Genomic DNA, 13,002 nt, shown 5'->3' with positions numbered 1-13,002 from the left:
AATATGTTGCATCCTAAATACTGGATGCAAACTTCCTTCTGTCTTTACCCGATAACTACCGCCGAAGCCCTTGAGGTAGCCGAGCAGATCAGTCTGAACCCTATCCTAACCTACATTGAGCCCAGCCGCTTTCAGGGCTACCTCTTGGAGGATTTGAGCAGCGCGGTATTTTTGATGTGCAGGTTTGACGCTAAGCGTTGGCCCACAAAAATCAACGATCTCTTCTTTATGTACGTTGAGCGCTCACCCGATGTAGCGGCGTGGATCGGATCATGTGGTTGTGAATTCAAAGTTGTTGAGATCGCTGCCGTCCTGTTTGGCTCGGATCAGGATCGGGAGAGCTTCGAGAAGGTGCTTTGGCCTCATCGCTAGGCCAGTGGGGTCGAAATCTGCTGAGATTCGCCTGTTAAAAGATGCAAGGCAAAGGGGCGACCTCTACTGGCACGTTTCTGGGCTCGCGATCCGTGGCCGGACTTGCAGCGTTTAATCTCCGAGGTCCAACGCTGAAACTGATCGATTGGTACCGGCGTCCGTTTGGAACGATGGCGATCCTGGCCGGATGCAAAGAGCGGTACACCTCCGCACGAACATTCTCAGGAGCGACCGGCCCCAACGTCGTCGGCCAGCGTTCAAAGGATTTGAGAAATTCTGTTTCTTGGATCGAGCCGAGCGCAACAATGCCCCGCGCCCGCTGATCCTGTTGTAGCCAGATGGTCAAGCTCACATCAGCCCACCACCGGGACTGCGAGCGGCGGTACTCAATGACATTCCGGGCGCTGGACGCCCATGATCGGAAGCCAATTTGTCCGAGTGCGATTTCAACCGTAAAGAAGCGGCGACCATGAGGGATAGTGCTACGGGCGATCCGGCCCGAGTAGCGCCAGCGGCAGGTGTCGCAGGATGTTGAGCAGCAGCGGTTTGAGGACGAGCAGGTCACATCATGATTTATCCGGCATAAGGTCGTGCATGCAGTCTTAATCGAGGCTATGTCTGAGGAAGCGCTGTCAGCAGGGGTGGAAGCTCGTGTTTAGGTGCTGCTCCATCAGAGTGATAATCCCTTGGGGAGGGCTTCCAGAGACGGCTTGCGCCTCGAAGCCGAGTGGCTAAGGTTCTTATCTCAAACAGGAACCGCCCCATGAGACTGCCGCGATCTGTATTCCTTGCCGCATTCTCGGCGTTCTGCATCGGACAACTCGCAACCGAGGGATCGGCCCAGGCGCAAGTTAGTAACCTTCCGTTTTGCCGAGCTAGCACCTGTGCTGGCGCGGTGCAAAACTGCACTAACGCCCGAGCTACGTTGAACTTGTCGGTCGGAAAACTTCCGTGCGAGCGCTTCGGGGCAAGCTGTCGGCGCACTCTTGTGTTTCCCGGAAACCCGTACTCCTCATTTCCGCAAGGTTGCCGAGTGACGGGGCCATAGACGCGAGCGCCCACGGTGATCAGAGCGGAACAGAACCGCAGTGTCTCAGCCTAGCGTGCGCGCTCATGGACGTGCGCTGCGACGATCATCAGGGAACTTGACTTAGAGATGTCCCCACGGGAGAGTAGCGGCACGGCATTCGCAGCACCGGGGGGCGCTATGCAAATTCGTCTGTGGGCACTCGCGCTTGCCTCGTTTTTCATATGTTCGCCTGCTGTCGCAGGCTCGCATAGCAACTTTGACGTATGGTTCAACGGGGAATCCACCAATATTCGCGCTAGCGTAGGTGTGGGCACCGAATGCAGCTTCCCATTCCAGATGTATGGTCCTGTAGCCCACACGACGAGCGCAACCGTTGTTTCTCAGTCAAAGCGAGGAAAGGTTTATGCCAGTGGCTCTGGCATAAGCTACTCTCCCAGCACGCGCGGTAATGACAGATTTTCTGTGAAAGTCTGCGGTGTGAGTTCGCGAGGCCCTGGCTGCACAACTGTCGTTGTTGCGGCCGAAGTGAATTGAATTGAGAAAGTGAGTACGCACGTGAAGAGAGCAGTATTGCTCGCCCTTATGATCGCGGGACACTAGTCTACTAATCGGCTTGATCGGTAAGCGGGGATCGGAATGAGCTTTAAGAACTGGAAGACACAATACTTACTTCGGTTTTGCCCGAGAATGAACGGAATGCGCGTCGTTGTTGCGTTTGCTGCTTCGTTGGCTGCAAGTAGCGCAGTCGCACAGCAAGATTATTATTGCGCGCCGGGGGCAAATTCTTGTGCACAATTCGAGAGTCGTGGTCGGTCTTGCTCACAGATCGCACTGGAATGCCAGGGAAACTGCACCTTGGGCAGGTACACATCGAATTCATCTCCTCAATATTGCGGAAAACTATGTGGCGGCTACAGGGATCAGTGCATCCGCACCGGAACGTGGCGCGGAAAAGACATAATCGTGAACATGCGTCGAGAATAACAAACTAAAAGGTCATTCCCGGTAATGACGGATTCTCTGTGAAAGTCTGCGGTGTGAGTTCGCACACCCCTTGGCTGCACAACTGTCGTTGTTGCGGCCGAGGTGAATTGAATTGAGAAAGTGAGTACGCACGTGAAGAGAGCAGTATTGCTCGCCCTTATGATCGCGGGACAAGCTTTGGTTCTGCCAGTCTGCGCCCACGCTCAGGCGCAGATTTGGGGGACGCGGAAGGCGCTTTCATCTGAAACATGCTCTGGACGAGTAAGCGTCTGCTTGACATCGAACTGCCCGATCCCGAACGGTCGCGAAACTTGTGAAGCTGAGTGTGCAAGATATCGCGCAGTGTGCGTATCGACCGGCGTGTGGAAGGGTAGAGATATTACTGTTACTGGAGTAAGGCGAGAGTAGACGATGAGACTGTCACGATCCGTCTTCTTAGCCGCATTCTCGGCGTTGTGCGTAGGACAACTCACAACCCAAGCATTGGCCCAGGCACAAGGTAATAACCTTCCGTTCTGCCAAGCGGGCACCTGTGCTGGCGCGGTGCAGAACTGCACAAACGAGCTAGTTAGGCTGGATTTGTCGGTCGCTAAACTCCCGTGCGAGCAGTTCGGGGCAAGCTGTTGGCGCACTCTTGTGTTTCCTGGAAATCCGTACCCGCCATTTCCGCAAGGCTGCCGGGTAAGCCGACCTTGAGCAAGTGCCACTTACTCGTCACCTAAGCTCCACCGAGACGTTTAACGTCGAACAGCCGCCGCCTGCTCGATTGTTGCCGCAAACTCGCACTGAAAAGCTGTCCTGGCTATCAAAGTTGCGCCCCGGACTATAAACGACACCGGATGTCGAAGTCTGAGCCGAGCCTTTCTGCGGCCGAGCGACGAGTGAGACTTTCTCAACCGTCCCTGAGCCAAACGTGGTCCATTGGAGCCTGCACGTCCCGGCGCGAGTACCTGAAAGAATGACCTGCTCGGTCTCGTTCTGATACCTCCAGTTCATTGGAGACTGCTGACATTCCGCCCAAGCCGACGAAGACGCCAATAGGCTCGCGCCTATGATCAATGTGTGTAGTCTCATCTTTTGTCACTCCGGTTTGCGTAGTCGTTTATCCCGGCCAGGGTACCCGTTCTCATACAATTCCTCAAACTCAACTCCGACGCGTCGGTCGATCAGCATCGGTCAAGAAATTCCGAAGCGAGCGGTTCGGGGCCATCTGCCGACGCACACTTGTTCGCCGGGAAATCCTCAGTTACGTTTCCCACTGGGAAGTCGCATACCGAAACAATAAGCGCAAGCGATCAGAGATTGGATAGACTGATCCTATAGATCATATCAGGAGATAATTTTGCGTGCTGTGATCGTTTTCGTCCTATCCTTAGCGTGCACGCCAGCATTGGCGCAGACTGACTTCGCTTGTCAGCCCGGTCCTTCTTGCCCTCAGTATGAAGGAGGCGATAGATCGTGTTCCGACATAGCCTTGGCCTGCCAGGGAAACTGTACCAATGGAAAATACACCTACAATTCATCTCCGCAATACTGCTCGAAGATGTGCGGTGCAGCTAAAGCAAACTGCGTAAAAACTGGAACGTGGAGAGGTGTAAGTATCATCACCAATCTAAGAGTCTGACTCATAATGAATTCGTTTGATTTCAGGCTTTTGCAAGCCGTCTTATAAGGACGCGAATGTGAGCGACGAACGCCCAGGCAACGGCGCTGGCGATTGTGGTCTCGAAGTCCTTTGCCAATCTGCGGCAGCGACCGAGCCATCCGAACGTTCGTTCGACGACCCATCGGCGCGGTAGGATTTCGAAGCCCTGCTCCCTGTCGGATCGTTTTATGATTTCTATCGTCCAATTGCCGATGCGCTTCAAAGCTTGACGCAGCTTATCTCCGGCATAGCCACCATCGGCAAAAATATGGCGCAGCCACGGATAGCGATAACGTATCGAAGCAAGAACGCACGGGGCACCATCACGGTCCTGAATGCTGGCTTCGTGCACGACCAGCCCGACCAAGTTTCCTTGCGTGTCGGTGACGATGTGGCGCTTGCGGCCCTTGATTTTCTTACCTGCATCATAGCCCCGGGGGCCGCCGCTTTCCGTGGTTTTCACCGACTGGCTGTCAATCACTCCGGCCGTTGGGCTCGCCTCTCGGCCAGCCGCCTCGCGCGAGGCCATCACGAGCGTGTAGTTCAGCGACGCAAACAGTCCGCCGCGCGACCACGCGTAGAAATAGCCCTGCACCGTCGAGTAGGGCGGGAAATCCTTGGGCAACTGCCGCCATTGGCAGCCGGTCGACGCAATATACAGGATCGCATCCATCACCGTTCGCATATCTGTCGCACGCGGGCGACCGAGCGCCGAAGCAGGCGGCAGAAGCGGCTCCATCACAAACCACTCGGCATCCGTCGTATCGCTTTCATATCGCAAGCTCGCCCGCCTATAGTGTCGGCGGGTGATTTCAGTCCAGACCATCGTGCTCTCCCTCGAATCTTCGCAAATCCGAAGGAATCACAACTGGCTGAAATCACTCAGCTTCTTTTTCAGTCAGCCTCTAAGACGCAAATGATCACTACTGGGCGGATATGCGCGCCTTTAAGTGTTGGCAGTCGTCTCTACCAGGGCGATTCGCTTGGCGATCTTGGCCACAGTGGCTCGGCTGCATTCGAACGCGCCCTGGACCTTCGACCACGATGCGCCAGAGCGCAGCATGGAGGCGATCCCCTCGTTCCGCGCTACATTCTCGACCCGCCCTAGGTAACGACCGGCTTTTTTCGCCGCCTCCTGGCCCTGCGCCACGCGACGCCTCCGGTCCTCATAATCCTTGCGGGCAATTGCCGCCAGCATGTCCAGCATCATGCTGTTAATGGCGTCGAACATGCGTCCGGTGAACTCGTCCGTCTTTGCGGAAGCCATCATCCAAGAAGTTGGAAGATCGAGCGCGACAACGCGAATGCGTTTTCGCGAAAGTTGGACCTTTAGGCTCTCCCAATCGGCTGCGGTAAGACGTGAAATTCGGTCCACATTTTCGACCAACGCCAGATCGTTTTGTTCGGCGTCTTCAATAAGTCGAAACAACTCTGGCCGAGCGAGCTTGGCTCCACTTTCGTTTTCCACGTACCACGCCGCGATCTTTAGACCGTGCTCCGCCGCGAAGCTCTTAAGCTGCTCGCGCGCACGCGTCGCATCTTGAAGTTTGGAAGACGCTCTCAAATACGCTCGTACAAACATTCTTGCGGTCCAGTTAGGATGGTTCACATCATACCGGTATATTTTGAATGGTTCAATAGATAATTTTTGATGGGCTGGTGCTGGTTCAATGGAATTGTGCTGAAACTAGACCAGTTTGAGCGGGCTGCTTTGACCGGAGAGGGTGCCGAGACCACAGGCAAATGAATCCGTATCCGCGAAGGCGCGATCAAAGCCTGCGTTGCCTACAGATTAGGTCGTCTGGCGACATCATGCATGATCTCACCGAGATACTGGACGCGGTACGGGTCTTGTACGTGCTGTGTAGCCCTCGGGACGAGAAACAACTGCGGGTCAATGGCGAATCGCCAGCTATCAAGGACGCTATACGGAATGACCCCCGAGGCAGCAGCATAATGTATGAAACATTGCCCGCTGCTACGCCTCAAGAATCAGCGATGACAGTTGCTGCGCGAGCAATACGAGATTGTCCATTTTTCTGGCCACGCAAATGCAGACGTGCTGGTCTTCGAGGACGAGAACGAGGCAGCCATCGATGTACCGTTAGAAGCAGTCGCTGAGCTTCTGAATAAGCAAAAAACGATAAAGTGCGTTGTGTTGAATGCTTGCAATTCTGCAACTTGGTCGCAGCGATCTTGCCCCTCACTATCGGTATGGATCAATCCATCAATGATGGCGCTGCCGTACATTTCTCCACCGGCTTCTACGTTGCGCTAGCGGCGGGCAGATCGATAGAGCAGTCATACGAAGAAGGTCTAACAGCCGTAAGGATGGCAGGCGACGATCCAACACTCATTTAGCTTCTAACGCGGTGATCCGACATTGCGAAGCAATGGCCGCATTCTCGCCCGAGGCTTTGCCTGTGTACGGCTGTTTCTTCTCGACCGACACGGACTCATGACACAAGCAAGCTATGGGTATGACACGTTCGGTCGGCGTCCCGTAATTGTTGAATTATGGACGAAGTAATTATAAAAGATGGTGTCGTGTAGCGCGACAATCAGGATGAGAATCCCGCGACAATCAGGATGAGAATGCGCCGCTGCTGGGGTGACGAAGGGAGGGCGTAGCCCGACCGGAGGCACCCCAGCAGCGGCGTGTCGGCCCGAAGGGGCCTCATTGGCGGTAACGGCGGCTGGTAAAGCATCGGCTTCTCCTTCGAGAGGACCAGTGCTTTGGCCGGCCGGCATGTCACCGATCAACAAATGAGGCTTTTCATGAGCTTGCGTCGCAACCATTCGCCAGCCGTCGCCGCTGCAAAGGCTGGTTTCAGCACCTCCGCCGCCTACCGATACGAGAAGGATCCCCGACTTCCGACCCAGAAGAAGGCGCGCCGCGCACGCCGTCGAGCCGATCCGTTCATCGACGTTTGGGAGAACGAAGTTCTGCCGATACTGAGGGCCGCCCCCGGATTGCGGCCGATCGCCGTGTTCGAGGAACTATGCCGGCGGCATCCGGAACTGGGTTCTGGAACGCGGCGGACGCTCGAGCGGCGCATTCGGGCATGGCGGGCGGTGAACGGGCCGGATCGGGAGGTGATCTTCCGTCAGGAACATCCGCCGGGTCGCATGGGGTTGTCGGACTTCACCGAGGTCGCCGATCTCGGCGTCACCATTGCGGGCCAGTTGCTGGACTGCCGGCTCTATCACTTCCGGCTGCCTTTCTCCGGCTTCGAACACGCCCATGTCGTACTCGGTGGCGAAAGTTTTGTCGCGCTGGCGGAAGGCTTGCAGAACGCGCTGTGGTCGCTGGGCGGCGTCCCCGAGCAGCACCGCAGCGACAGCCTGTCAGCCGCGTTCCGCAATCTCGGCGCTGAAGCCAAGGAGGATTTGACGACGCGCTACGAGGCGTTCTGCAGTCATTACGGCATGACGCCGACCCGCAACAATCCCGGCGTGTCGCACGAGAACGGCTCGATCGAAAGTGCGCATGGCCATCTCAAGAGAGCGTTGGCAGACGCCCTGCTGCTGCGTGCCTCACGCGACTTCGACGATCTTGCGGCCTGGCGGGGTTTTGTCGACGAGATCGTTGGCCGCGGCAACGCGCGCAATGCCAAGCGCATCGATCAGGAGCGGACGGCGCTAAAGAAACTGCCGGTCCGCAAGACCGCCGACTATGAGGAGGTCAACGTCGACGTCACAACATCAAGCGCCTTCACGTTGCGTAAGGTGTTTTACTCAGTCCCCTCCCGCCTGATCGGTCACCGGCTGCGGGTGCGTCTCTATGACGACCGGCTCGAATGCTTCCAGGGCGCCACCCACATCGTCACCCTGCGGCGCGGGCGAACCCAGCCCAACGGCAAACACGGCCACGTCATCGACTATCGCCATGTCATCCATTCGCTGCGCCGCAAACCGATGGCGCTGCTCAATCTGGTCTATCGCGACCAGTTGTTCCCCCGCCGCGTCTACGCCCGTGCGTTCGACGCCTTGCTCGCCGGCATTGGCGAAAGACCAGCCTGCCGTGCCATGGTCGGGCTTCTGGCGCTCGCACATGAACGGGCCTGCGAAGCGGAACTCGGTGCCGTGCTGCAAGCCACGCTCGACGACGGCATCCTGCCGGATCTCAAGGCGCTGATCGAACGCTTCCGACCGAAGGGCATGGCACTACCGGTCGTCGTCGTCACGCTGCCCTCGCTCGCTATCTACGACCAGATTGCCGCGGCTGTGGGAGAAGCCGCATGAACGCGACCGTCAAGATCGACGCCGCCCGTGTCGAATTGCTGCTCAGCGAACTGCGTCTGCCCGGCATCAAGCTGATCTGGGCCGCCCTGGCGGAAACCGCCGATAAGGAAGGCTGGCCCGCCGCCCGCTTCCTGGCGGCCCTGGCTGAACAGGAGATGGTGGAGCGAAACCGTCGTCGCTTCGAACGTCATCTGGATGAAGCCCGCCTGCCGCCGGGCAAGACCCTCGCTGCATTCGACTTCGATGCCGTGCCGATGATCTCAAAGGCGCAGGTGCAGGCTCTCGCCGCCGGTGACGCCTGGCTCGACAAGGGCGCCAATCTGTTGTGTTTTGGTCCCCCTGGCGGCGGCAAATCGCATCTGGCAGCGGCGCTCGGCATGTCCCTGATCGAAAACGGTTGGCGCGTGTTGTTCACCAGAACTACCGATCTCGTGCAAAAACTCCAGATCGCGCGCCGCGACCTCACGCTCGAAGCGGCGATCGCCAAGCTCGACAAATATCACCTGCTGATCCTCGACGATCTTGCCTATGTGACCAAAGATCAAGCCGAGACCAGCGTTCTGTTCGAACTGATCAGCGCCCGCTACGAACGCCGCTCAATGCTCATCACCGCCAATCAGCCATTCGGTGAATGGGGCAAAATCTTCCCGGACCAAGCCATGACGCTGGCGGCGATCGACCGCCTCGTCCACCACGCCACGATCCTCGAAATGAATGTCGACAGTTACCGCCGAAAAGAGGCTGTCGACAAAGCCCGCGGAGCCGGAAGGCCGCCAACGCGCGCGACAATCAAAGCGTCATCCTGATTGTCGCTCCACGACAATCAACTCCACGACACGCAATTATCACTTGCGTTATCGTCAGGCCGCGACAATCATCCCCACGCCGCGACCGCTAAATTGCCATCCTGATTGTCGCGCTTCCCATCCAGATTGACGCGCTACAGTGTCGCCAAACTATTTCAAGAGCGTTGCGATATATGTGGTCGGGGAACTTTTGATGCTGTCTTCAATTCGGACCCGGCTTCTGCTCACCATCTTGATTATTGCAGTCCCTCTGATCGGGACAAGTGTCGCGATATTTTACCGATTGGCCGCAGTTCAAATCGAAGACCAAAAACAAACATTAGTGGCTACAACTCGCGCGCTGGCCGCCGCCGTGGACGCTGAGATAAAAAAGTACGCAGCAATCGGTTTCAGTCTGGGCGCATCAGAGCTTTTGGATTCTAAGGATTTTTATCGGTTTCGTACTGTAGCCCTTCAGGCATTGTCGAAACTTCCGGATGCATGGGCCGTCGTAGCTGATGAGGACGGCCAACAGCTATTGAATACCCTGCGAGGCTATGAGGACATCCTGCCGAAAGTAGAACCGCTCGACGCTCACAAGCGAGCGATGAAAACAGGTCTGGAACAAGTGGGGGATGCCATCATTGGGCCGGTCGCTAAGCGGCCTGCTATTGGCATCTTTGTCCCGATTGTCTCCGCAAAAGGCACTTCTTTTGATGTCGTCATCGGTCTCGATGCCAATGTCTTTGCGAAAATTCTCCGCGCCCAGAATCTTCCGGATGGATGGGTAGCGGGCATCGGTGATCGTCATCGCAATTTCGTCGCGCGAAGCATTGCAAACGATCAATTTGTAGGCAAACCGATCAGTGCGGGTTGGCGGGCAGCATCCAATAACAGCGCGGAGGGATATGTCCAAAACATCTCACAAGAGGGGCAACCCCTTCATTCTGCATTTACAAACTTATCCGATAGCGGATGGACAATCAGTATCGGAGCAAGTGTCGCGACACTGGAAGCGCCATTTCAACAATCAATGTGGCTTTTAGGTTTAACTTCGTGCGCGATGCTTTTGCTCAGCGTGATACTTGCGTCGCTTGCAAGTCGCACAATCGTCAGACCCATGAAAGCACTTGAGAATGGCTCGGAGGCCCTGTTGCGCAAGGACCGATTGATCTTCAAACGAACTGGCCTTCGCGAAGTTGACATCACGCTTGCTGCATTCGAGCGCGCCAGCAATGCGATCATCAATCGTGAAGAACATCATATCATTCTCGTCAACGAATTGAACCACCGCGTAAAAAATACGCTGGCCATCGTTCAGGCCGTTGCACTGATGGCAAAAAAAACCGCCAAAAATGTCTCTGACTACAGCGCGAGTTTTTCTAGCCGTATCGTTTCACTCGCCCGAACCCACGACCTCTTGACGGAAAAAAGCTGGGATACAATCGAGTTGCGAGAAATTCTATTGAATGAAGTGAACATTTTTCAGAACACGGACTCAAGTCGTATCGTTATGATTGGCGGTGTTGTTGAACTAGCATCGAAGGAAGCCGTATCGCTCGGTATGATCATCCATGAACTCGCCACCAACGCCGCAAAATATGGTGCATTGTCTGTGGACAAAGGCCGCTTGACAATTTCTTGGATGTCGGATGGACCAAATACAACCAAGCTCGACTGGATCGAAGAACAAGGTCCAACCGTTCGAATTCCGGAAAAAGGCAATTTCGGCACGAAACTTATCATGCAGTTAGCCGCTGGTTTATCCGCCGAAGTGAAGATCAACTTTCTTGAAACCGGCCTCAATTTTTCTATGACTATCCCTACCGAACCTAAATCAATCGATTATCTATGCCGATAGTGTTGGCGCTTAGCGCGTTTAATCTGACTGTTGAACAATGGCACGCTAATCTTTCTAGGAACACATGGTGTCTCTCGCGCGTCTAGGAGCGCCTTCGGCGCTCGTGTTTTCAGGTTCCCAGTCCTGAGGAAGAAAAGAACTCCGGCTTGAGTGGCAGCGACAGATCGTGCCGACATCGATCTGGGCTCAAAAAGCAGCACTTGAAGTCGCTCGCACGAAGAGAGGCGGAGGCGCACGCCGACAGCCGTCCTGAAGGGCGGAGCGCAGATCGACGCCGAGCAGCGCGAAGGCGGTTGATCTCACTTAGCCCAACGCAATGGCATGCCGGGTGGCCAAAAAGGGGCCACCCAAGCATCACGTGATCGGGAGCCGTTCGGCTCGACGGCTTCGCGTTCGCTCAGCACGTCGGATCGCCTCCGTTCCCTTCCCGTGCTGCATTTCAATTTCGCTATCTGACACAGAACCGGGTAGAAATAATTACGTCCGCAATAATCCTAAATACATAGACACGCAGCGGACGCATTTGGCGTGATCAAACACGGAGAAAAATGAAACCTACATGCATTACCATAATCGAGGGTTTGCCCGGATCGGGAAAAACGTTTCGGATGCTAAACGAGATGATTACCTGCCTAGGTCGATACATTCTTGCGGTTCCTCGAACGGCACTGATTGAAGAACACGTCCTGTCGCTCAGATCACTTGCGGGGCAGCCGGGAGCGCAACCAACAATAATCTCAATCCACTCTGACCAACGCGTAGCCGGTCCGATTCAGCGGCGTGTCGTTGACGCTTGTCGCCAGCATCAAAACGCACACCATGTCATTCTGGCTATAACGCACGAAGGACTTCAATCAATCGATCCGGCCGAAATAAAAGGTTGGCACGTTCGTATCGATGAAACTCCCGACGCCGTAGCATCCGGTAAGTTTCAAGTGCCCGTAGGGTCTAGATTGCTTGAGACGCTGTACGATCTAACCAACGTCGAGGGCACGAAGTGGTGCAAGGTGCAGTCGAAAGCTGATTCGCCATCTATTAGGCACTTCATACAAGACGATCTGGTCGATCAGCTTGCTGCCTTTCACAAACGCGTACTCAGCGTTTCAGGGGTGTATGTTGATGTAAAAACCTGGGACGAAGCGTTCGACCGATCCAAGCCAATCCGTTGGTGGTCTCTCTGGACACCTCGTGACCTTGCTATGTGCGCGAGCGTAAAGATCGCGGCGTCCGGTTATAATACCAGTCTGTGCGCTATAGCGACCAACAGCATATTCCCCGACGAGATCGAGTGTTGCCGCGAATTGATCGAATCTCCCCGGTTGGATCAACCAGACGTGCACATCCACTATTTCGCAAGGCACCATGGCTCGACCGAGTTCTGGAAGGATGGCGACGGGGGCGATTGCCTCGATATTGTCGGTCGTTATCTCGGCAAGCTACCTGACCTGGGGTTTTGGTCGGGCAACAAACTTGTCCTTGACCGTTTTAGGGCGCTGCTTAAAGGCAAGATGGTACGTCCGCGCCAAGCAGGAACGAACGCTTATAGGCAACTCACTTCCTGTGCGATCATCTATTCCAACAAAGCGCAAGACGCCGACTCCGCGATCTTGGAAATGTTCGGTCTCACCAAGGATCAGATCGTACGAGCCCGTGAGATTGAAGATATCCAGCAGTTCGTGATGCGAGGTGCGATTCGGAATCCGGACTTCTACGGGCGCTATGACATCTACGTCTACGATGTCTGGCAAGCGGAGGCAGTTCGAGACTTCCTTGTCGATGGTCGGATTGCTGATGTAACGCTGCATGGTGTTGAGGAGGCCAAGCTCATCGACTTCAAACGGCCGAACGCAGGTCGGAGACCGATCCAGGTGGACGAGCGTAGCAAAGCCGAGCGACAGGCTGAGCGCCGGAAACGCGACGCCGACCGGAAGCGGCGGGCGCGATCAGTTGAGCGTGGACGGAGAGAGGCAGCAGGAATTCACCGGGGGCCAGGGCGACCCACGAAGTACGCTACGCCGCTCAGTGCTGGATGAAGGCGACTCTGACCTGAGCCCCTGAACTTCCGCCAAAAATGGGTAGA

At 55.7% G+C, this 13,002-nt stretch carries 8 protein-coding genes; 6 read left to right on the top strand and 2 right to left on the bottom strand.

What is annotated here, in order from left to right; all coding sequences use genetic code 11:
* The first annotated feature begins 24 nt into the window (after nt 1–24).
* Nucleotides 25–372 (top strand): hypothetical protein, encoded by a 348-nt coding sequence (locus FNL56_RS09780; RefSeq protein ID WP_143577782.1) that lies wholly within the window; start codon nt 25–27, stop codon nt 370–372.
* 3,660 nt (nt 373–4,032) lie between these two features.
* On the opposite strand, the gene FNL56_RS09775 is transcribed toward FNL56_RS09780, so the two are convergent.
* Both FNL56_RS09775 and FNL56_RS09770 read right to left on the bottom strand, forming a co-directional pair.
* On the bottom strand, nt 4,033–4,857 hold the full coding sequence (locus tag FNL56_RS09775) for an IS5 family transposase (protein WP_143577461.1): 825 nt from the start codon (nt 4,855–4,857) through the stop codon (nt 4,033–4,035).
* Nucleotides 4,858–4,977: 120 nt separating this feature from the next.
* On the bottom strand, nt 4,978–5,613 hold the full coding sequence (locus tag FNL56_RS09770) for a recombinase family protein (protein ID WP_143578857.1): 636 nt from the start codon (nt 5,611–5,613) through the stop codon (nt 4,978–4,980).
* A gap of 423 nt (nt 5,614–6,036) precedes the next feature.
* Between FNL56_RS09770 and FNL56_RS28810 the strand changes: the two genes are divergently transcribed.
* The 5 genes from FNL56_RS28810 to FNL56_RS09745 all read left to right on the top strand — a co-directional run bounded on the left by FNL56_RS28810 (nt 6,037) and on the right by FNL56_RS09745 (nt 12,955).
* Nucleotides 6,037–6,309 carry a CHAT domain-containing protein gene (locus tag FNL56_RS28810; RefSeq protein ID WP_143577780.1) on the top strand — a complete coding sequence of 91 codons (273 nt, stop codon included), beginning with the start codon at nt 6,037–6,039 and terminating at the stop codon, nt 6,307–6,309.
* 458 nt (nt 6,310–6,767) lie between these two features.
* Nucleotides 6,768–8,276, top strand: coding sequence for an IS21 family transposase (gene istA, locus FNL56_RS09760; protein ID WP_143581971.1), 1,509 nt, complete (start codon nt 6,768–6,770; stop codon nt 8,274–8,276).
* Nucleotides 8,273–9,082, top strand: a complete 810-nt coding sequence (istB, locus tag FNL56_RS09755) for an IS21-like element helper ATPase IstB (RefSeq protein WP_143577608.1) — start codon at nt 8,273–8,275, stop codon at nt 9,080–9,082. Before istA ends, istB begins: the two co-directional genes overlap by 4 nt.
* Nucleotides 9,083–9,275: 193 nt before the next feature.
* The gene (locus tag FNL56_RS09750; protein ID WP_143581970.1) at nt 9,276–10,922 is read left to right on the top strand and encodes a sensor histidine kinase; all 1,647 of its coding nucleotides are present in this window, start codon (nt 9,276–9,278) and stop codon (nt 10,920–10,922) included.
* 953 nt (nt 10,923–11,875) lie between these two features.
* Complete coding sequence (locus FNL56_RS09745) at nt 11,876–12,955, top strand: hypothetical protein (RefSeq protein WP_143577778.1); 1,080 nt, start codon at nt 11,876–11,878, stop codon at nt 12,953–12,955.
* The last annotated feature ends 47 nt before the right edge of the window (nt 12,956–13,002 follow it).

The sequence above is a fragment of the Tardiphaga sp. vice304 genome (assembly GCF_007018905.1).
Lineage (GTDB): Bacteria > Pseudomonadota > Alphaproteobacteria > Rhizobiales > Xanthobacteraceae > Tardiphaga.
The sequence above is the reverse complement of the archived record's forward strand: the minus strand, read 5'-3'. Positions and strand labels throughout refer to the sequence as shown.